We start from the raw sequence: 18,335 nt of genomic DNA on the forward strand, positions 1-18,335 counted from the left end.
GCGTCCCCCTCCGCGAAGCGAGAAGGGGGAAGCGGCGCAGCCGCTCAGGGGGTCATCTTCCTAGCTCTTCGCTTGCGCCACCAGATGATGACGCCGGTGATCGACAGGACGGCGACGAGCACGCCGACGAAGGACATGAGCACGCGGCCGGGGGTGCCGAGGATGCGGCCGCTGTGCAGGGGCAGCTGCAGCTGGACGAAGACGTCGGCTGCGGTGCCATGCCAGGGGCGGTAGGTGCCCAGGACTTCGCCGTTGTCCGAGCTGACGTAGATGTTGGACAGGCCCATGCCCATGGCGCCGGTTTCGTCGTGCGGGTCGAAGAAGGAGATGTTGTAGAACGGGAAGTCGCCGCCCCACCAGATGCCGCCTGCGGGCTGGGCGAAGCCCAGGCGCTTTGCCTCGCTCTGGGCGATGGCGATGGCCTGGGCGAACGAGACCTGGGGCACGAGGAGCGTGCCCTGGGGCGCAGGCTTGAGGGTTTCGTAGGGGCCGGGCGTGGTGGTGGAGACGGTGCTCATCACCGGGTAGAAGACTTCGCGGTACAGGTTCAGCGAGAACGAGGTGAAGGCCACGATGACGATGACGGCCCAGACCCACAGGCCGCCCGCGCGGTGCAGGTCGAAGTTGAGCTTGTAGGCGCCGCCGCCCCAGCGCACGCGCCATGAGGGCAGCCAGCGCCGCCACCACGATCCCACGGCCGCCGTCAGGCGCGGGGCGCTTTTCCTTAGCTTGACGGGAAAGGTCAGCAGCAGCGCGACAAAGCTGTCGGCCACCCACAGCAGGGCCAGGCTGCCCATGAACCAGTAGCCCCAGCGGTCCGTGCCCCAAAAGCGCGGGGCCAGCAGGCTTTCGTGCAGGTGGCGCAGCCAGGGCATGAGGTTGCGCTGGCTGAGCGCGAAGCTGCGCCCGTTGCGCTGGCCGGTGATGTGGCCGCTGACCGGATCGACGAAGACCGTGTCATAGCCCAGCGCAGGCGCCTGGCCGGTGGCCGGGTCGGGCCGGGGGCGCACCATGAACATGGCGGCTTCGCCCTCGACCAGGCCCAGGGTCATGTAGCTGATCTCGGCGCGCGGCTCGCTGGCCTGCACGGCGGCGGCCAGCTCCAGCGGGGTCTTCAGCGGGCCGCGTGCCGGGGTCTCCAGCATGTCGGCGTTGAGCCATTCGTCGATTTCATGGTCCCAGGACAGCACGGCCCCGGTGAGGCCAGCCATGGTGAGGAAACCGGCCAACACCAGGCCTATCCAGCGGTGCACCACCGTCCACAACGCGCGCATGCTTCAGATCGCTCCGGCTCAGAAGTCCACCGATGCGCTCAGCGAGAAGGTGCGCGGCATGGACTGCACCAGGTAGTTGGCGCCCGGGTAGCCGCCCACGGACGACCAGTAGCCCTTGTCGAACAGGTTGTCGATGCGCGCGCGCAGGGTCAGCAGGCGGTTGTTGCCGATGTCCATGAGATAACGCGCGCCGATGTCGGTGCGCGTCCAGGAGGCCACCTTCAGCGTGTTGGCGCCGTTGGCGTACTGGCTGGAGGTGTGCATCACGCGCGCATTGAGGGCCAGGCCCGAGACGCCGGGCACATCCCAGTCCACGCCCAGGTTGAGCAGGCGCTTGGGCACGCCGATGGCGTAGTTGCCGATGGTGGTGGCATCGGCGGCTTCGCGGATCTTGGCTTCGCTGAAGGTCACGCCGCCCAGCACGCGCAGGCCCTTGACGGGTTCGCCGAAGACCGTGGCCTCCAGGCCGCTGTTGCGCTGCTTGCCGTACTGGCCGAAGACCTGGTTGGCCACATAGGCCGAAGGCATGTCCGTGGTGTACAGCGCCACCGTGGCGCCCAGCTGCTGGCCCTGCCACTTGAAGCCGATTTCCTTCTGGCGCGACTTGTAGGGCGCGAACACCTGGCCGCCGTTGGACACGGGCAGGTCGTTGGCCGTCTGCGGCGCCACGGCGCCCTTGGTCAGGCCTTCGATGTAGTTGGCGTAGACCGAGGTGTTCTCGCTGGTCTTGAACACCAGGCCCAGCATGGGCGTGGTGGCCGACTTCTTGTAGTTGTCGGTCTGCGCGCCCGTGTTGTAGTCGTAGCTGCTTTGCTCGATGCTCTGGCGGCGCACGCCCACGGTCAGGCGCAGGCGCTCGTCCAGCATCGTCAGCGTGTCGCCGATGGCAAAGCTGTTGAGTTGGGTTTCGCCCGCACGCGTGGGATCGGCCAGATTGCCGCCGAACAGCGTCATGGCGGGGCGCGCGCTGCTCCAGGGGTTGTAGATGTTGTTGACCACGCCAAAGCCCATGCCCCAGGCATTGCGCTCGGTGGCCGAGTAGGTGCTGGCCGTGGCCACCAGCTCATGGCCCACGCTGCCCGTGGCCAGGCGCGTGCGGATGCCGACCTCGCCCGTGCCCACGCTGTCCTTGCGCTTGTTGTCGAAGCGCGTGCCCGTGGTGTCGCCGGCCGCATTGCTCACGGTCACGCCGCTCAGGGAGTTGTCTTCCTTGCCGCGGCGCAGGCCGCCTGCGGCCCAGGCCGTGGTGGTGTCGTTGATGTCCCATTCGGCGCGCAGCGTGGCGAACAGGTCGCGCTCGGTGGAGTACGACCAGTTCTGGCCGTAGTTGGTCTTGTTGTCGGGCACGGCCGGGATGAAGCTGCCCGGCGTCACGCTGGGGCGGCCGCCGTTGTAGCTGTTGCGCTGGTAGCCCACATCGCCCGACAGGCGCACGTTGCGGCTGCGCCAGTCCAGGCCCACGCCCAGGGCGGTGAGCGAGCGGTCTTCGCCATCCACGCCCGTGCCGCCGTCGCGGCGCACGGCGTTCAGGCGGATGCCGGTGCTCTGGTCAGGGCCGAAGCGGCGCGAGATGTCGGTGGAGACAAAGGCCTGGCCGCCCGTCTGGATGCCGGCGCCCACGCGCGTCAGCGCATCGTTGCCGGCGCGCTTGGGCAGCAGGCTGATGGTGCCGCCAATGCCGCTGCCGCCCGGTGCCGCGCCATTGAGGAAGGCGTTGGCGCCGCGCAGCACCTCCACGCGCTCGAAGAACTCCGAGGCGATGTACTGGCGCGGCAGCAGGCCGTACAGGCCGTTGTAGGCGATGTCGTCCGAGTACACCGGAAAGCCGCGCAGCACATACAGCTCCTGGAAGTTGCCGAAGCCGCGCGCCTGGCGCACGCCCGGGTCGTTGAGCAGCACGTCGCCCACGCTCTTGGACTGGGTGTCTTCGATCAGCTGCTGCGTGTAGCTGGTGGTGGAGAACGAGGAGTTCTTCCAGTCCAGCGTGCCCAGCACGCCGTTGCGCGCGCCCGTGGCCACTTGGCCGCCTGCAAAGGGCTTGGACAGGCCCTGGGCCGATGCGTCGGCACTGGCCTCCACCGTCACGGCCTCCAGCACGGGGTCGCCGCCCCGGGTCTGGGCAATCAGGGCCTGCTGGCTGCACAGGCAGAGAACGGCCAGGGAAATCGGGCGGATGGAGGGCATGAGGATAATACTGAGAATGATTTACAGAATCCGTTAGCTTACCAACCACGTTAGGGCGCCGCTATGAATTTTCTCAATCTGTTGCATCGAAGCAATCCTCCAAGTGATTGAATTCAAAGGCCCTTCGCAATAGTTTGTGCGCACTCCCCATAGCCACAATCTTCCAACGACCACGGAGATCCCTGCAGCTGGCGGCGCCCCGATGCATCTGGCACCCTGCCGGCGCCCGTCCGTCGCATGGCGCTGGCCCGGCCCGCGTCCGGCAGCGACAGTCCTGTCCCATACAGGCCCGCAGAACCGGGCCGCACGCCAGGACACCGCCATGCAAATGACACCGCTGATCGCCATCCACATGAGTGCCGCCCTCGGGGCCACGGCCACGGGTGCCATCGCACTGCTGGCACGCCGCCAGGCCGCCGTCCATCCCCGCCTGCACCGCGCGGCCGGCTACGCCTTCGTCACGCTCATGGTCTGCGCGGCGGTGTCCGCCTGCTTCATCCGCGACTACCGCCTGCCCAACTGGGCCGGCTACACGCCCGTCCACCTGCTGGTGCCACTGACCTTTGCCGGCCTGGGCCGCTCGTTCTGGCACCTGTACCACGGCAACATCGCCGGCCACCGCAAGATCATGCGCAGCGTCTACATCGGCGCCTGCGTCGTGGCGGGCCTGTTCACCCTGCTGCCCGGCCGCTACCTGGGCGACCTGCTGTGGCAGCAGCTGGGCCTGGCCTGACGCCGCTTTCCTTCCCCCTGACGGAGAACTTCCCATGCGCACCCTTGATCCCCTTGATCCCCTTGATCCCATTCATCCCCTCGATCCCTCTGCCCGCCACGACGACGATGCCCTGGAGCGCATGGCGCGCCGCCGCGCAGGCGCCAAGATGGGCTGGATGATCCACGCCAGCGTCTATGTGCTGGTCAACCTCGGGCTGGCGGCGCTGTCGCTGTCCCAGGGCAGGCACTGGGCCATCTTCCCGGCCCTGGGCTGGGGCCTGGGGCTGGCCATCCACGGGGCCGTGGTCTGGCTGGCCCTGCCGGGCAACGGCTGGCACGGGCGCATGGTGGAGCGTGAGCGGCAGGCGCTGCAGTCACGCCAGGGCCGCGCCCGCTGAACGACGCCATGGGACTACCATTGCTCTCCATGCCCGACCTCGCATCCAACGCCCCATCCCAGCGGGCCGCACAGGGCCACATCGTGGAACGGACCACGCTGCTGCGCCACGGCATCGCAACGACCTCGGCCTGCGCCCTGATTGCCGCCGCATTCAGCCTGAGCAACCACGGCCGCTGGGACGTGAACCTCATCTACTCGCTGTCGATCGGCCTGACCAGCTGGCTCACCATCGAACTGGGCCGTTGGCGCCTGACGCGGGGCCAGGACATTCCCTGGCCCGGCGGCTGGCGCGGCGCCGCGCTGGTGGTGGCCGGCATCGTGACGGGGTTCGTGATCGGATCGCTGATCGGCACGGCCTACAGGCAGTGGGCCGATCCCGACGCCAGCACGGCCCTGATGCACCGGCTGTGGATACCGCTGGCCGTCACCATCGTCGCCAGCACGGTGATGTCGCTGGCCTTCTTCCTGCTGGGCTACTCGCGCCACCTGCAGATGCAGGCCGAGCAGGCCCGACGCCAGGCGGCCGAGGCCAAACTCACCCTGCTGCAGGCCCAGCTGGAGCCGCACATGCTGTTCAACACCCTGGCCAACCTGCGCGTGCTGGTGGCCAGCGACCCGCAGCGCGCCCAGGCCATGCTGGACCATCTGATCGCCTACCTGCGCGCCACGCTGGGCGGCTCGCGCAGCACCGAGCATGCGCTGGGCGAAGAGTTCGCACGCCTGCGCGACTACCTGGCGCTGATGTCCATCCGCATGGGCCCGCGCCTGCAGTACACGCTGGACCTGCCCGAGGACCTGGCCCAGGTGCCCGTGCCGCCGCTGCTGCTGCAGCCCCTGGTGGAAAACTGCATACGCCACGGACTGGAGCCCAAGCTGGAAGGCGGGCATATCGCGGTGCGCGCGCGCCGCATGGACGGCGGCCCGTTGGAGCTGACCGTGGCCGACAACGGCATGGGCCTGGATTCCGGAGCGCCCGCCCTGCCCGGCAGCCGCTTCGGCACGGCCCAGCTGCGCGAGCGCCTGGCCAGCCGCTATGGCGACGCCGCGCACTTCGAACTGGCCGCCCTGCCCGAAGGCGGCACGCTAGCCAAAATCACCATTGCCAACGCCGGTTGAAATGACCTCCTCCCCCCGCGCCCTGATCGCCGAAGACGAACCCCTGCTGGCCGAGGACCTGCGCCAGGCCCTGGCCCGCGCCTGGCCCGAGCTGCAGATTGCCGCCATGGTGGGCGACGGCCTGAGTGCTGCCCGGCAGGCGCTGGCGCTGCAGCCTGATGTGCTGTTCTTCGACATCCGCATGCCGGGCCAAAGCGGCCTGGAGGCCGCCGCCGAACTGGCCGACGCCTGGCCAGAGGCGCAGCCGTTTCCCATCCTGGTCTTCGTGACCGCCTATGACCAGTACGCCATGGACGCCTTCGAGGCCCAGGCCGTGGACTACCTGCTCAAGCCCGTGCAGCCCGAGCGGCTGGCGCGCTGCGTGCAGCGCCTGCGCGAGTTGCTGGCCCAGCGCACGGTGGCCCCGGCTGGCGCTGCCCTGGCGCAGGCGCTGGAGCAATTGCGGCACCTGGCCGGTGCCACGGCCCCCGCCGCCACCGCTACCGAGCCGCCGCTGCAGATGATCCAGGCCGGCGTGGGCACGCAGATCCAGATGGTGCCCGTGCACGACGTTGTCTACTTCGAGGCCGCCGACAAGTACGTGCGCGTGCTCACGGCCTCGCATGAATACCTGGTGCGCACGCCGCTCAAGGAACTGCTGCCCCGGCTGGATGCCGAGGAATTCTGGCAGGTGCACCGCGGCACGGTGGTGCGCGCAGCCGCCATTGCCAACGCCCAGCGCGACGAGGCCGGCCGGCTGTGGCTGCAGCTGCGCGAGCGAGCGGAAAAACTGGCCGTCAGCCGCCTCTACGCGCAGCGGTTCAAGGCGATGTAGGTGGCGATGTAGACGCCGGCTCCGTCAGCGCAACGGCGGCTGATCGGGCAGGTCCAGCACGTCGTCCCAGGCCACGCCCTGCATCTCGTCCCAGTGCGCGACGATCACGCAGCGGGGGCCATGCCCGGCCACGGGCGCAGATTGCTGGCCGGCCCGGTTCAGCTCCGCCAGCGTGCGCTGCACATGGTCCATCGATCCCCGATCCAGCGCGGCCAGCGGCTCGTCGATCAGCAGCAGCGGCACGCCGCTGGCCCAGCCTGCCGCCATCCACAGCTTGCGCAGGCTGCCCGTGGACAGGGCCAGCAGGGGCTTGTGCAGGTGGGGCTCCAGGCCCAGGCCGTCGGCATGGGCCTGCCATGCCGCCTCGCTCCACGCCGGATGCAATTGCCGCTGTGCCTGCACCCATTCCTGCGCGGGCCGGGCGCGCTCGGCATTCGACAGTTCGGCGCGCGGGTCGCGCCAGAACAGTGCGGGGCGCTGCGAGGGGTCCGGCTGCTGCGGATACGCCAGGCGCCCGGCCTGCAAGGGCAACTGGCCGGCCAGCATTTGCAGCAGGCTGGTCTTGCCGCAGCCCTCGCCGCCGCGCACCAGGCACAGGCCCACGGGCCAGTCGTGCGAGGCGCCATCCCACAGCAGCAGGCCCGGCTGCCCGAAGCGCAGGGACTGCGCGCTCACCATCGGCGGCGCCATCGATTGCTGTGCGGTGTCCATCTGAATGTCTTTCCGGTTCTGCGATGCGGGCGATTGTGCACGCGGCACAATGCCGGGCTTTCCCTTTTCCAACCACGCACTACGCATGCGGACCGCCACCATGACCCTCGACTACCTGGATTTCGACTACAGCGAAGACGACGAAGGCACAGGCTGCTGGGACGCCATGGCCAGCGTGCCCGCCACGCGCGTGCCGGCGCTGGCGGCCGAGGTGGAGCAATTGCTGGCCTGGGCCCACCGCCGCTTCAAGGGCCGGCGCGGCCCCATCGAGGAAGGCGGCGACTGGGACTACGAGCTGCAGGCCCAGGACGACGGCGGCCAGCCGCTGGCCTGGCGCTTTGACGCAGCCACGGCGCGCCTGCAATCCGTGGCGGCGGGGGATGGCCGCACCACGGTGAACCTGTCGATCAGCGGCAGCGCGGCCTTCGGCGAAGCATTGCGCCAGGCCTTCGAGCTGCAGGACTGAACATCAGCGCGCGACAGCCTGCGGCCCCTGCACGGAGGCCGGCCCCAGCGGCTCCCACCGTCCGGCCACGTTCTTGAGCAAGGTGTTGACGGCGGCCAGCCGCCGGTTGCGCACATCGATCAGGCTGCGCCGGGCCGACAGCACCGTGGTCTGGGCGCTGAGCACATTCAGATAGGCCACCGTGCCCGCGCGGTACTGGTTGTTGACGACATCCAGCGCCTTCTGCGCGGCGGCCACGGCCTCGATCTGCACCTGCTGCTCGCGCGCCAGGGCGGATGCGGTGACCAGGTTGTCCTCCACCTCCTGCAACGCCGTCAGCACGGTCTGGCGGTAGGTGGCGGCGGCCAGGTCCAGCGAGGCACGCGCCGACTCCACGGCCGCCGTGCGCGCGCCGCCGTCGAACAGCGCCAGCGCCAGCGACGGGCCCAGCGACCAGAACAGGTTGGGCGCACTCACCAGGTTGGACAGCGATGCACCCCGGTAGCCGGCCGTGGCCGAAAGCGTGAGCGCCGGGAAGAAGGCCGCGCGCGCCACGCCCACCTGGGCGTTGGCGGCGGCCACGCGGCGCTCGGCCGCTGCAATGTCGGGGCGCTGCTCCAGCAGTTGGGACGACAGCATGGCCGGCACCTCGGGCGGCGGCGGCAGCTCTGCGCCCGCCTCCAGGCTGAAGGCCGCAGGCGGCAGGCCCAGCAGCGCGGCCAGGGCGTGCTCCAGCTGGGCGCGGCTGGTCTGTGCCTCGATGAGCTGGGCCTGGGTGCTTTTGTACTGCGCCTCGGCCTGGGCCACGTCGGCCGACGAGGCCACGCCCGCGCGGTAGCGGTTGTTGGTGAGCTTCAGGCTTTGCTCGTAGCTCTGCAGCGTTTCCTGCAGCAGCCGCACGCTGGCATCGGCCGCGCGCAGCGAGAAATAGGTCTGCGTGATCGATGCCTGAGCCGACAGGCGCGCGGCGGCCAAGTCGTCGCTGCTGGCCTGGGCGCTGGCCTGGCTGGCGCTGACCGTGCCCGACACACGGCCCCACAGGTCCAGCTCCCAGCTGGCGTTCAGGCCCAGCGAGTAGTTGGTCGAGATGTTGCCGCTACTGCCGCTACTGCCGGTGTTGCCGCCCGTGCCTGATGCACCCGATGCCCCGCCGCTGCGCGAGCGCGTGGCGCCGGCCGTGCTGCCCAGCGTGGGGAACAGCCCGGCCTGGCTGCTGGCCACGGCCGCCTGCGCGGCACGCAGGCGCGCGGCGGCCTGGGCAATGCTCTGGTTGCCGGTGGCGGCCTGCTGCTGCAGGCGGTTGAGCTGCTCGTCGCCGAACAGCTCCCACCAGTTGTCGGGCACTTGCGCACGCGACGGATCTGCGGGCCGCCAGATGCCGGCCTCGGCCGCCTCGGGCGTGGCTTCCTTGAACTGGGCCGGCACCTCGAGTGCGGGGCGCTGGTAGGCGCTCTGCGTGGAGCAGCCGGCCAGCAGCGCGGCGGCCAGCCAGATCGCCGGGGAGTGAAGTGTCTTGAACTGCATCAGCTTGGGCTTTCGGATTCGGTTCACTGGGGTGATGCGGCGGGCACAGGGGTGCCACGGTCCTTGCCCTGCACGCGGCCACGCAGGCCCATGACACGCTGGCGCAGCCTGTCCAGCAGCACATAGACCACGGGCGTGGTGTAGAGCGTGAGCAGCTGGCTCAGCATCAGGCCGCCCACGATGGCAATGCCCAGCGGCTGGCGCAGCTCGGCGCCATCGCCCCGGCCCAGGGCCAGCGGCAGCGCGCCGCAGATGGCCGCCAGGCTGGTCATGAGGATGGGGCGCAGCCGCAGCTCGCAGGCGCGGTAGATGGCCTGGGCGGCCGTGGCATGGCCGGCGCGCTGCCGCTCCAGCGCGAAGTCGATCATCATGATGGCGTTCTTCTTGACGATGCCGATCAGCAATATCACCCCGATCAGCGCGATCAGCGAGAACTCCGTCTTGAACAGCATCAGCGCCATCAGCGCGCCCACGCCGGCCGAGGGCAGCGTGGACAGGATGGTCAGCGGATGCACCAGGCTCTCATAGAGCACGCCCAGCACCAGATAGATGGTGATGATGGCCGCCAGGATCAGCAGCGGCTGCCCCGACAGCGCCTGCTGGAAGGCCCCGGCCGTGCCGCTGAAGCTGCCGCGCACCGACACGGGCACGCCCAGATCGGCCACGGCCGCGCGGATGGCGTCGCTGGCATCCGACAGCGCCACGCCCTCGGCCAGGCTGAAGCTGATGGTGCTGGCCGGCGTGCCCCGGTCGTGGTTCACGGCCAGCGGCGTGTTGGTGGTGGTGATGCGCGCAAACGAGGTCAGCGGCACCTGCACGCCCTGGTTGTTCACGAAGAAGAAGCCGCGCAGCGTCTCGGGGCTTTGCAGGTAGCGGGGCGCGGCTTCCATCACCACGCGGTACTGGTTGAGCGGGTTGTAGATCACGCCCACCTGGCGCTGGCCGAAGGCGTTGTTGAGCGTGCCGTCGATCTGCGACACCGTCAGCCCCAGGCGCGTGGCCGCGTCGCGGTCGATCACCAGCGAGGTCTGCAGGCCGAAGTCGGACACATCGCTGTTGACGTCCGTGAGCTGGGGCAGTTGCGACAGCACCTGGCGGATGCGCGGCTCCCAGGTGCGCAGGTCCTGGATGTCGTCGGCCTGCAGCGTGTAGTCATACGAGCCCGAGCTTTGCCGCCCGCCGATTCGGATATCGCTTTGCGTGACCATGAACAGCCTCGCGCCGGGCTCGTTCTTGAGCTTGTCGCGCAGGCGGTTGATCACCTCGTCGGAAGACACCTTGCGCTCGGCCAGCGGCTTGAGCGACATGAACATGTTGGCCGCATTGCGCTGGCCGCCGCCCGTGAAGCCCGTCACGTACTCCACGGCCGGGTCTTCCTGCACGATGGACAGGAAGCGCTTGAGCCGCTGCTCCATGGCCTGGTAGGAGGTGGACTGGTCGGCCCGGATGAAGCCCATCACGCGGCCCGTGTCCTGGCTGGGCATGAAACCCTTGTCGATGGCCATGTACAGGTGCACGTTCAGCGCCACCACGCCGGCCAGCACCAGCAGCACCAGCGGCTGGTGGCGCAGGCACCAGGCCAGGCTTGCGCGGTAGCCGGACATGGCACGCCGCTCGGCCCGGCCCACCCAGGCGCCGAAGCGGTCCCAGGCGCGCTGCAGGCCATTGCGCGGCCGGCCCGGCTGCGGCACGCGCTGCGGCCGCAGCAGCGCCGCGCACATCATGGGCGTGGTGGTCAGCGACACCACCATCGAGATCAGAATGGCCGCCGACATCACCACCGCGAACTCGCGGAAGAACCGCCCCACGATGCCGCCCATGAACAGGATGGGCACGAACACCGCGATCAGCGACAGGCTCATGGACACCACGGTGAACCCGATCTCGCGCGCCCCGTCCAGCGCCGCGCGCAGCGCGGTCTTGCCGCGCTCCATGTGGCGCATCACGTTCTCCAGCACCACGATGGCATCGTCCACCACAAAGCCCGTGGCCACGGTCAGCGCCATCAGCGACAGGTTGTCCAGCGTATAGCCGGCCAGGTACATCACGCCGAACGTGCCCGCCAGCGACACCGGCACGGCCACGGCCGGAATCAGCGTGGCCCGGCCATTGCGCAGGAACAGGAACACCACCAGGATCACCAGCGCCACGGCGATCAACAGCGCCCGTTCCACCTCCACCACCGAGGCACGCAGCGTGGGCGTGCGGTCGGACACGATGGTCAGATCGATGGCCTCGGGGATGGACGCCTTGAGCTGCGGCAGCAAAGAGCGCACGCGCGCCACGGCCTCCAGGATGTTGGCATCGGGCTGCTTGAAGATCTGCAGCAGGATGGCGGGCTTGCCATTGGCCACGCCGTAGTTGCGCACGTCCTGCACCGAATCCGTGACATCGGCCACGTCCTGCAGCCGGATCGCATTGCCATTGCTCCAGCGCAGCACCAGCGGCGCATAGTCGGCCGCCACGCGCGCCTGGTCATTGGCGGTCACCTGCCAATAATGGTCCTCGCGCTCCACCGCGCCCAGCGGCCGGTTGGCATTCGTGGCCGAAATGGCGGTACGCACCTGGTCCAGCGACACGCCATTGGCCGCCAGCTTCACCGGGTCCAGCTCCACGCGCACGGCCGGCAGCGCCCCGCCGCTGATGGACGCCTGGCCCACGCCCTCCACCTGCGACAGCTTCTGCGCCAGCACAGTGGATGCCGCGTCATACATCTGCCCGCGCGTCAGTGCGCTGGACGTCAGCGCCAGGATCATGATCGGCGCATCGGCCGGATTCACCTTGCGATACGTAGGATTGCCCGGCATGCCCGAAGGCAGCAGCGTGCGCGCCGCATTGATGGCGGCCTGCACATCGCGCGCCGCGCTGTCCACTGTGCGCGACAGATCGAACTGCAGCGTGATGCGCGTACTGCCCAGGCTGGAGCTGGACGTGATCTCATTGACCCCCGCAATCGCCCCCAGCGCCCGCTCCAGCGGCGTCGCCACCGTCGCCGCCATCGTGTCGGGGCTTGCACCGGGCAGGCTGGCCGACACCGAAATCGTCGGATAGTCCACCTGCGGCAGCGGCGCCACCGGCAGCAGGAAATACGACACCGCCCCCGCCAGCGCCAGGCCGATGGTCATCAGCATGGTGGCAATGGGCCGGAAGATGAACGGCGCAGAGAGATTGGACAGCTGGCTCATGACCCAGCCCCAAAAACCCCAGGCCGAGCGAAGCGATGGCCCGAGCAAACTCCCCTTCTGCCCGCGCCTGCGTCGTGGCGCTTGCGGGGTTGCAGTCCTGCCGAAGGACAGGACTGCTTCGTCATCTGGCTCGCCGTGATTGTCTGAACGCAGCGCGCCAGCGCGAAGTGAGTTTCACGGCGAACCCCGCAAGCGCCACGACGCAGGTGGCCCCGCAGCGAAGCGAAGGGGTCGCGGGCAGTGGGGCGCGCTTCTTTGCCTACTTTCTTGCTGCGAGGCAAGAAAGTAGGTCGGCCGCCGGGCCGAACCCCGGCCAGCGGCGCCAGCCAAAAGCGCAGATCAAGCTCAAGCATGGGCCTGCTCCGAAGAAGCACCCCGACGATCCCGCCACCTCTGCGCCCACCCTTCAAAAGTCAGATAAATCACAGGCGTAGTGAACAGAGTCAGCAACTGACTCACCAGCAAGCCCCCTACCAGCGTCACCCCCAACGGATGCCGCAACTCACTGCCCACCCCCGTCCCCAGCATCAACGGCAAGGCCCCCAGCAAAGCAGCCAAAGTCGTCATCAGGATAGGCCGGAACCGCAGCAGGCAGGCCTGGTAGATGGCCTCGCGCGGCGTATGCCCCTCCTCGCGCTGCGCCTCCAGCGCGAAGTCGATCATCATGATCGCGTTCTTCTTGACGATGCCGATCAGCAGCACGATGCCGATGATGGCGATGATGTCCAGGTCCAGCCCCGCCAGCAGCAGGGCCAGCAGCGCGCCCACGCCGGCCGAGGGCAGCGTGGACAGGATGGTCACCGGGTGGATGGTGCTCTCATAGAGCACGCCCAGCACGATGTACATGGTGATCACCGCCGCCAGCACCAGCAGCAGCGTGTTGGACAGCGAGGCCTGAAAGGCCAGGGCCGCGCCCTGGAAGGCGGCGTCCACCGACAGCGGCATATGGCCCTCGGTGCGCAGCTGTGCCATCAGGTCCTGCACGGCCTTGACCGCATGGCCCAGCGACACGCCGGGCGCGGTGTTGAACGAGATGGTGGCGGCCGGCAGCTGACCCACATGGTTCACGGCCAGGGCCATGGGCCGCTCGCTGACCGTGGCCACCGAGGACAGCGGCACGGGCGCGCCCGCGCTGGAGGCCACATAGATGGCCTGCAGCGACTCGGGCCCGATCTTGAACTGCGGCGCCACTTCCAGCACCACGCGGTACTGGTTGGACTGCGTGAAGATGGTGGAGATCAGCCGCTGGCCGAAGGCGTTGTACAGCGCCGTGTCGATGGCCGCGACCGTCACGCCCAGCCGGCTGGCCTGTGCCCGGTCGATCTGCACGAAGGCCTGCAGGCCCTGGTTCTGCAGGTCGCTGCCCACGTCCACCAGCTCGGGCAGGTCGTGCATGCGCTCGACCAGGGCCTGGGTGCTGGTGGTCAGCTGCGCCATGTCGGGCGAGGACATCAGCAGCTGGTACTGGGTGCGCGCCACGCGGTCCTCGATGGTCAGGTCCTGCACGGGCTGGGCGTACAGGCGTATGCCCGGGATCTGCAGCGCATCGTCGGACAGGCGGCGCAGCACGGCGGGCACGCCATCGCGCTGGCCATGGGGCTTGAGGTCGATCAGCAGCCGGCCCGTGTTCAGCGTGGTGTTGCTGCCATCGACGCCGATGAAGGACGAGATGCTCTGCACGGCCGGGTCCTTGAGCAGCAGCTCGGCCAGGGCCTGCTGGCGCTCGGCCATGGCGGCAAACGAGATGGACTGGTCGGCCTCGGTCGTGGCCTGGATGGTGCCCGTGTCCTGGTCGGGGAAGAAGCCCTTGGGCACGGCAAAGTACAGCAGCACGGTCACGGCCAGCGTGGCCAGGAAGACGATCCAGGTCAGGCCGCGCCGGTCCAGCACCCAGGTGAGGATGCGGCCGTAGCCGGCAATGGTGCGGTCGAAGAAGCGGCCCGTGGCGTGGTACAGGCGGCCGTGCTTTTCCTCCTCGGCCCCTTCGGGCTGGTGGCGCAGCAGGCGTGCGCACAGCATGGGCGTGAGCGTCAGCGAGACCACGGCCGAGATCAGGATGGCCACCGCCATGGTGATGGCGAACTCGTGGAACAGCCGCCCTACCACGTCGCCCATGAACAGCAGCGGGATCAGCACGGCGATCAGCGAAATCGTCAGCGAGATGATGGTGAAGCCGATCTGCTTGGCGCCCTTGAGCGCAGCCTGCATGGGCGGCTCACCCTTTTCCACGAAGCGCGCGATGTTCTCGATCATCACGATGGCATCGTCCACCACGAAGCCGGTGGAGATCGTCAGCGCCATCAGCGTGAGGTTGTTGATGGAAAAACCGGCCAGGTACATCACGCCGAAGGTGCCGATCAGCGACAGCGGCACGGCAAAGCTCGGGATCAGCGTGGCCGAGGCGCTGCGCAGGAAGACGAAGATCACCGCCACCACCAGGGCGATGGCCAGCATCAGCTCCAGCTGCATGTCGTTGACCGAGGCGCGGATGGTCACCGTGCGGTCGGTCAGCACCTGCACGTCCAGCGAGGCCGGCAGCGTCTCCTTGAGCTGGGGCAGCAGCGCCTTGATGCGGTCCACCGTCTCGATCACGTTGGCGCCGGGCTGGCGCCGGATGTTGAGGATCACGCCTGCGCGCGAGCCGCCCTCGGGCGTGCCGGCCCAGGCGGCCAGGCGCGTGTTCTCTGCATCGTCCACGGTCTGGGCGATGTCGGACAGGCGCACGGGCAGGCCGTTCTTGAAGGCGATGATGAGGTTGCGGTACTCGGCCGCCGACTGCAGCTGGTCGTTGGCATCGATGGTGGAGGCGCGCGCCGGGCCGTCGAAGCCGCCCTTGGCCTGCTTGACGTTGGCGGCGGCGATGGCGGTGCGCACATCGTCCAGCGTCATGCCCAGGCCGGCCAGCGCCGTCGGGTTGGCCTGGATGCGCACGGCAGGCCGGCGCCCGCCGGCAATCGCCACCAGCCCCACGCCGTTGACCTGCGAGAGCTTGGGCGCCAGCCGGTTCTCCACCAGGTCGTTGACGCGGATCACCGGCAGCGAGGGCGAGGTGATGGCCAGCGTGAGGATGGGCGCATCCGCCGGGTTGACCTTGCTGTACAGCGGGGGCATGGGCAGGTCGCTGGGCAGCAGGTTGGAGCCCGCGTTGATGGCGGCCTGCACCTGCTGCTCGGCCACGTCCATGGCCATGTCCAGCGCAAAGCGCAGCGTGATCACCGAGGCGCCGCCCGAGCTGGTGGACGACATCTGCGACAGCCCCGGCATCTGGCCGAGCTGGCGCTCCAGCGGCGCGGTGACGTTGGAGGTCATCACGTCGGGGCTGGCACCGGGGTACAGCGTGGTGACCTGGATGGTGGGGTAGTCCACCTCGGGCAGGGCCGAAATCGGCAACAGCCGGTAGGCCAGCAGGCCGGCGATCAGCACCGCCACCATCAGCAGCGAGGTGGCGACGGGTCGCAGGATGAAGATGCGGGAAAGATTCATGGGGCCGCCTGGAAGGGCTTGCAGTCTTCAGGTGCCGGGGCGCTGCTCAGCGCCCGGCCGGAGCGGGAGCTGCGGGAGCAGCAGGCGCAGAGGGCGCGGCAGGTGCCGGGCCGGGCGAAGGCTGGGGCGATCCGGGCGACGGTGCCGGCGACTGGCCTGCGGGCGCGGAGCCTTCGGCCGCCGGCGCGGTCACGTTGCTGCCGTTGCCGCCATTGCCGCCACTGCCGCCACTGCCACCGTTACCCCCATTGCGCTGCCCACCGCGCTCGGCACGCAGCTTCTGCAGGTAGGCCTTGCGCTCGTCGGGGTTCATGGTCGCCAGCTTGGCGCGCACATCGGGCGGCAGATTGCGCATGCCGCGCGGCTGGCCGGAGGCATCCTGCACGGCCTGGTCCACCTTCTGCACCTTGTCGGGCTCGATCACCGTGACCTTGGCGCCTTCGCGCAGGCGGTCAATGCCATCGACCACCACCTGCTCGCCAGGCTTGAGCTCGCCCTTCACGCTCACCCGGTCGCCATCGGTCACGCCCACGGCAATGCGCCGCTGCGTCACCGTGCCATCCTCCTGGACCAGGTAGACGTAGTTGTTCTGCACGGCCGTGGTCGGCACGGTCAGCGCCTGCTCCAGCCGGTCCACTTCCAGCTTGACGTTGACGAACTGGTTGGCGAACAGGCGGCCCTCGGCATTGTCGAAAGCGGCCTTGGCCTTGATGGTGCCGGTGGCGATGTCGATGCTGTTGTCCACCGCATTGAGGCGGCCGCGCCCCAGTTGCTGCTTGAGGTCCCGGTCCCACAGCTCCACGGGCAGCTCGCGCCCCTCGGCCAGGCGCCGCGCCAGCGTGCCCACATGGGCCTCGGGCACGGAGAACACCGCGTCGATGGGCTTGACCTGGGTGATGGTGACGATGCCGTTGGTGTCCGAAGGATTGACCACATTGCCCCGGTCGGCCTGGCGCAGGCCCAGCCGGCCCGCAATGGGCGCCGTGATGCGCGTGTAGCTCAGTTGCAGCTTGGCCGCATCGGCCTGGGCCTGGTCGGCGGCCACCGTGCCCTGGTACTGGCGCACCAGCGCAGCCTGGGTATCGACCTGCTGGCCGGCAATGGAATCCTGGGCCTGCAGCTCCTTGTAGCGCTGCAGGTCCAGCTGGGCGTTCTTGAGCAGCGCCTGGTCGCGCTGCAGCGTGCCCTGGATCTGGTTGAAGCTGGCCTGGAAGCTGCGCGGATCGATCTCGGCCAGCAGCTGGCCGGCCTTGACCTCGTCGCCTTCCTTGAAATGCAGGCGCAGCAACTCGCCCGACACCTTGGCGCGCACCACGGCCGTGGCGCGCGGGTTCATGGTGCCGATGGCGCTGATCAGCACGCGCATGTCGCGCCGCTCCACCACGCCCACGGACACCGGCTGCGCCTGGGCACCCATGGCGCCGGGGCCGCCAGGCCCACCCGGCCCGCCGGGGCCGCGCCGCCCGCCTCCCGCACGCCCGCCACCCGGGCCGGGCGCACCGGCCGAGGCCTGCTCGCCCTGCGCCGGCGCCCGCTTGTTCCACCACCACAGCCCGCCCCCCGCCACCAGGGCCAGTGCCACCACGCCCCACATCAGGGCGGGCCGTACCCGGCCGCGCTGGCGTACGCCGTGGGCATCTGCAACAAAGGGGCTGCTTGACAGGCGTTTCATGGTCACTGCGGGAAGTCGTGGGAGGAAACCGTGGGTCCGGCCCCAGAACAGGGAACGGCGGCGGATGCGGCTATGGTAGCCAGTCCCATGCTCTCCAAAACGAGGCAGATCGCCGTTTTACGCAGGCATTACCCCCGCTTTACCCCGGCTTTACCCGCTCTGACATGGTCGTTTTCGGAACAGGTCGGGCACCCGTCGGCAGGGTCTCAGACAGGGCACGGAGCTCAAAACACTGTTGACCCAGGCACGGCCAATGCGGGGCGCATCAGCCCGAAAGTCCATTGAAAACAAGGCATTGCACCGCACCCCGGCGCGGCCCGCGCCTCGCCGCCCGTTGGACTGCCCCCCGCGCTTGTGGCTACGATGCGCGGCCGCAGGCCTGCAAGCGCAGGCCGCCATCCATACGTCCCAGGAGAACACCATGACGACTGCCAACCCACGCCTGACCGACCACCCCGAAGAAGCCGCCGTGCGCGTGCCGCTGGAGCTGTACATGCGCGGCCATGCCGAGGACAACAGCGCCCACATGCGCGCCGCCTTCATGCCCACCGCCCGCATCGAAAGCGTGCGAGAAGGCCCGCTGACCTCCTGGGACATCGACACCTATTGCGCCCGCTTCAAGGGCCAGCCCGCCGCCGACGAGGCCACGCGCCGCCGCAGCATCGACGCCATCGACATCGGCGGCACGGCGGCCAGCGCCAAGATCACCCTGGTGCACGGCGCCATCACCTTCATCGACTACTTCGTGCTGCTTAAAACAGAAGCCGGCTGGAAGATTGCCAACAAGGCCTTCCATGCCCAGCCGCACTGACA

The 18,335-nt window shown here is 69.1% G+C and carries 13 protein-coding genes; 6 read left to right on the forward strand and 7 right to left on the reverse strand.

Translation table 11 applies throughout. From position 1 onward, the window contains the following. Positions 1–44 precede the first annotated feature (44 nt). Both DELCS14_RS21820 and DELCS14_RS21825 read right to left on the reverse strand, forming a co-directional pair. Positions 45–1,274 carry a PepSY-associated TM helix domain-containing protein gene (locus DELCS14_RS21820; protein WP_013803594.1) on the reverse strand — a complete coding sequence of 410 codons (1,230 nt, stop codon included), beginning with the start codon at positions 1,272–1,274 and terminating at the stop codon, positions 45–47. 18 nt (positions 1,275–1,292) lie between these two features. Then, positions 1,293–3,458 (reverse strand): TonB-dependent receptor, encoded by a 2,166-nt coding sequence (locus DELCS14_RS21825; protein WP_013803595.1) that lies wholly within the window; start codon positions 3,456–3,458, stop codon positions 1,293–1,295. 322 nt (positions 3,459–3,780) lie between these two features. Between DELCS14_RS21825 and DELCS14_RS21830 the strand changes: the two genes are divergently transcribed. From DELCS14_RS21830 to DELCS14_RS21845, 4 genes are read left to right on the forward strand one after another with little or no spacing between them, the layout of a single operon-like run. Next, entirely contained in the window at positions 3,781–4,191 is a 411-nt protein-coding gene (locus DELCS14_RS21830; protein WP_013803596.1) for a DUF2306 domain-containing protein, read from the forward strand. Positions 4,192–4,225: 34 nt separating this feature from the next. Continuing rightward, complete coding sequence (locus DELCS14_RS21835) at positions 4,226–4,570, forward strand: 2TM domain-containing protein (protein ID WP_013803597.1); 345 nt, start codon at positions 4,226–4,228, stop codon at positions 4,568–4,570. 29 nt (positions 4,571–4,599) lie between these two features. Continuing rightward, positions 4,600–5,688, forward strand: coding sequence for a histidine kinase (locus DELCS14_RS21840; RefSeq protein ID WP_013803598.1), 1,089 nt, complete (start codon positions 4,600–4,602; stop codon positions 5,686–5,688). A gap of 1 nt (position 5,689) precedes the next feature. Beyond that, positions 5,690–6,502 carry a LytTR family DNA-binding domain-containing protein gene (locus DELCS14_RS21845; RefSeq protein ID WP_013803599.1) on the forward strand — a complete coding sequence of 271 codons (813 nt, stop codon included), beginning with the start codon at positions 5,690–5,692 and terminating at the stop codon, positions 6,500–6,502. Between the two features lie 24 nt (positions 6,503–6,526). On the opposite strand, the gene DELCS14_RS21850 is transcribed toward DELCS14_RS21845, so the two are convergent. Beyond that, a complete protein-coding gene (locus tag DELCS14_RS21850) occupies positions 6,527–7,213 on the reverse strand; it encodes an ABC transporter ATP-binding protein (protein WP_228676803.1) in 687 nt (228 codons plus the stop codon). 100 nt (positions 7,214–7,313) lie between these two features. On the opposite strand from DELCS14_RS21850, the gene DELCS14_RS21855 reads away from it, so the two are divergent. Continuing rightward, positions 7,314–7,679 carry a hypothetical protein gene (locus DELCS14_RS21855; protein ID WP_012204183.1) on the forward strand — a complete coding sequence of 122 codons (366 nt, stop codon included), beginning with the start codon at positions 7,314–7,316 and terminating at the stop codon, positions 7,677–7,679. A gap of 3 nt (positions 7,680–7,682) precedes the next feature. Here DELCS14_RS21855 and DELCS14_RS21860 read toward each other — a convergent pair whose 3' ends face one another. From DELCS14_RS21860 to DELCS14_RS21875, 4 genes are all read right to left on the reverse strand, one after another. Continuing rightward, positions 7,683–9,182, reverse strand: a complete 1,500-nt coding sequence (locus DELCS14_RS21860) for an efflux transporter outer membrane subunit (RefSeq protein WP_013803601.1) — start codon at positions 9,180–9,182, stop codon at positions 7,683–7,685. A 23-nt stretch (positions 9,183–9,205) separates the two neighbouring features. Then, positions 9,206–12,367: a multidrug efflux RND transporter permease subunit gene (locus DELCS14_RS21865; RefSeq protein WP_013803602.1), complete on the reverse strand. Its 3,162-nt coding sequence runs from the start codon at positions 12,365–12,367 to the stop codon at positions 9,206–9,208. Between the two features lie 345 nt (positions 12,368–12,712). Further along, positions 12,713–15,850, reverse strand: coding sequence for an MdtB/MuxB family multidrug efflux RND transporter permease subunit (locus DELCS14_RS21870; RefSeq protein ID WP_013803603.1), 3,138 nt, complete (start codon positions 15,848–15,850; stop codon positions 12,713–12,715). Between the two features lie 46 nt (positions 15,851–15,896). After that, entirely contained in the window at positions 15,897–17,522 is a 1,626-nt protein-coding gene (locus DELCS14_RS21875) for an efflux RND transporter periplasmic adaptor subunit (RefSeq protein WP_013803604.1), read from the reverse strand. 421 nt (positions 17,523–17,943) lie between these two features. Between DELCS14_RS21875 and DELCS14_RS21880 the strand changes: the two genes are divergently transcribed. After that, positions 17,944–18,333 (forward strand): nuclear transport factor 2 family protein, encoded by a 390-nt coding sequence (locus DELCS14_RS21880; protein ID WP_013803605.1) that lies wholly within the window; start codon positions 17,944–17,946, stop codon positions 18,331–18,333. Positions 18,334–18,335: the final 2 nt, after the last annotated feature.

The organism is Delftia sp. Cs1-4, from assembly GCF_000214395.1.
Lineage (GTDB): Bacteria > Pseudomonadota > Gammaproteobacteria > Burkholderiales > Burkholderiaceae_C > Comamonas > Comamonas acidovorans.

Bases quoted from the DNA above. Each gene is read 5' to 3' on its own strand.
- DELCS14_RS21825 (WP_013803595.1), bottom strand. From the start codon at position 3,458: ATGCCCTCCATCCGCCCGATTTCCCTGGCCGTTCTCTGCCTGTGCAGC.
- DELCS14_RS21865 (WP_013803602.1), bottom strand. From the start codon at position 12,367: ATGAGCCAGCTGTCCAATCTCTCTGCGCCGTTCATCTTCCGGCCCATT.
- DELCS14_RS21880 (WP_013803605.1), top strand. From the start codon at position 17,944: ATGACGACTGCCAACCCACGCCTGACCGACCACCCCGAAGAAGCCGCC.
- DELCS14_RS21820 (WP_013803594.1), bottom strand. From the start codon at position 1,274: ATGCGCGCGTTGTGGACGGTGGTGCACCGCTGGATAGGCCTGGTGTTG.
- DELCS14_RS21845 (WP_013803599.1), top strand. From the start codon at position 5,690: ATGACCTCCTCCCCCCGCGCCCTGATCGCCGAAGACGAACCCCTGCTG.
- DELCS14_RS21860 (WP_013803601.1), bottom strand. From the start codon at position 9,182: ATGCAGTTCAAGACACTTCACTCCCCGGCGATCTGGCTGGCCGCCGCG.
- DELCS14_RS21830 (WP_013803596.1), top strand. From the start codon at position 3,781: ATGCAAATGACACCGCTGATCGCCATCCACATGAGTGCCGCCCTCGGG.
- DELCS14_RS21835 (WP_013803597.1), top strand. From the start codon at position 4,226: ATGCGCACCCTTGATCCCCTTGATCCCCTTGATCCCATTCATCCCCTC.
- DELCS14_RS21855 (WP_012204183.1), top strand. From the start codon at position 7,314: ATGACCCTCGACTACCTGGATTTCGACTACAGCGAAGACGACGAAGGC.
- DELCS14_RS21870 (WP_013803603.1), bottom strand. From the start codon at position 15,850: ATGAATCTTTCCCGCATCTTCATCCTGCGACCCGTCGCCACCTCGCTG.
- DELCS14_RS21875 (WP_013803604.1), bottom strand. From the start codon at position 17,522: ATGAAACGCCTGTCAAGCAGCCCCTTTGTTGCAGATGCCCACGGCGTA.
- DELCS14_RS21850 (WP_228676803.1), bottom strand. From the start codon at position 7,213: ATGGACACCGCACAGCAATCGATGGCGCCGCCGATGGTGAGCGCGCAG.
- DELCS14_RS21840 (WP_013803598.1), top strand. From the start codon at position 4,600: ATGCCCGACCTCGCATCCAACGCCCCATCCCAGCGGGCCGCACAGGGC.